The 1351-nt window shown below is 34.0% G+C and carries 1 protein-coding gene; it reads right to left on the bottom strand.

Annotated elements, in window-relative coordinates; translation table 11 throughout:
* Nucleotides 1-524 precede the first annotated feature (524 nt).
* The coding region (locus F6K13_RS33470; protein WP_287289967.1) for a hypothetical protein at nt 525-1351 on the bottom strand (827 nt) is incomplete at its 5' end.

A 1351-nucleotide genomic window follows, 5' to 3' on the forward strand; every position in this document is an offset into this window, starting at 1 on the left:
TGAGGGATGCGGTCGGCTTGACCGTTGATGCCTGTGGATGAGTAGCCGCCGACGGTCTCACAAGAAGCAGGAAGTAAACATTAAAATATCACGCTATGTGACGTTTTATATCAGTTTTATGAAGCAGAGATGGTATAACTAAAAAAAACGTATTGCTATACTTTTTTAAATAATAGAGTTGTTGGGAATTAAGCTAAAAAAATGGCTAAAACCCTTATTAGTCAAAGTTTATAGTGTTTTTAAAGCCTCAAATGCTCAAAAGCTTATATAGTAAACTTTTGAGGCTTTTGAATTTTTATTTCCCAACAACTCTAATGATTAAAGTTAGAGAAACTCAGGTCGAAGTCTACTATTAATATCATGTCCTCATATCCGAAGGCAATCGTTTGTATAAACCCAAGGGTGAATATCTACAGATTTAAGTTTTTTTCTTGCTCAATAGCCTTCCTTCCTTTTCCCTCTTCCAACTTCGGTCTTCCTTACCTTCGCGCTTACAATACCGATGCTACCGGACATGATATAAGTTAGAAAAAATGTAAAGTCTTAGCTAATAAAGAGACTGCACTAATAACTCCAATAATAATCATCAAGTTATTGAAGTATTTTGATAATTTATTGGCAATATTTTTGTCTGGCAAGGTACGGTTAACAATCTGCCAATCTGAAGATAAGACTAAACTAGATAAACCACGCCAAATATCAGCATCAATTAAAGTTTGCTCTTTTTTTATTCCGGTTACAACTACAATTAAACTCTGTTGAGTTGGCAAGCGATATTCTTTCAATTCCACAGCTAATTCCTGTTGACGTTGGGGTGAAGTTTCGGCAATTTTATTAGTGGTATTTGGCAACTTATCTTGGAGTATTTTTTTAGCTTGTTCAGTATTAGTTAATTTTTGTAGATGCTGAAAATCAACTTGAAAACCAAGCTCTCCTCCTAAACTTACAGCTTGACTAATTTCTACTGTGAAATGTTGTCTTTCTTCTGTATTTAAAGCAGCAGCAGCCAACATTCGTAAAGTTCTTTCATTATCTGGATAATCTGAAATTACCCAAGCTATGGAAATCCGAATTTGACGGTCGGCAAAATCAACTCGCTCTGTAGGTTCGATACCTGTTAATAAACACAGTAAGTTATTATTTTTCCTACTTAAAACTACTGAAGCAGACTCACTATCAATTAGTTTATTTGCTTCCTGAAGTATAGCAGGCAAATTTTGTTTATCTATTCTAGTTTTACTCTCTTCAGTAACCTTTAGCCAACGATAATCATCATCTTGATAAAAGCCTCTACTTTCAATATATATTTCCATATAAATCTCCTGTTTTAAATTTGATAATTTGAAGAAGA

The organism is Okeania sp. SIO2B9 (genome assembly GCF_010672505.1).
Classification (GTDB): Bacteria; Cyanobacteriota; Cyanobacteriia; order Cyanobacteriales; family Microcoleaceae; genus Okeania; species Okeania hirsuta.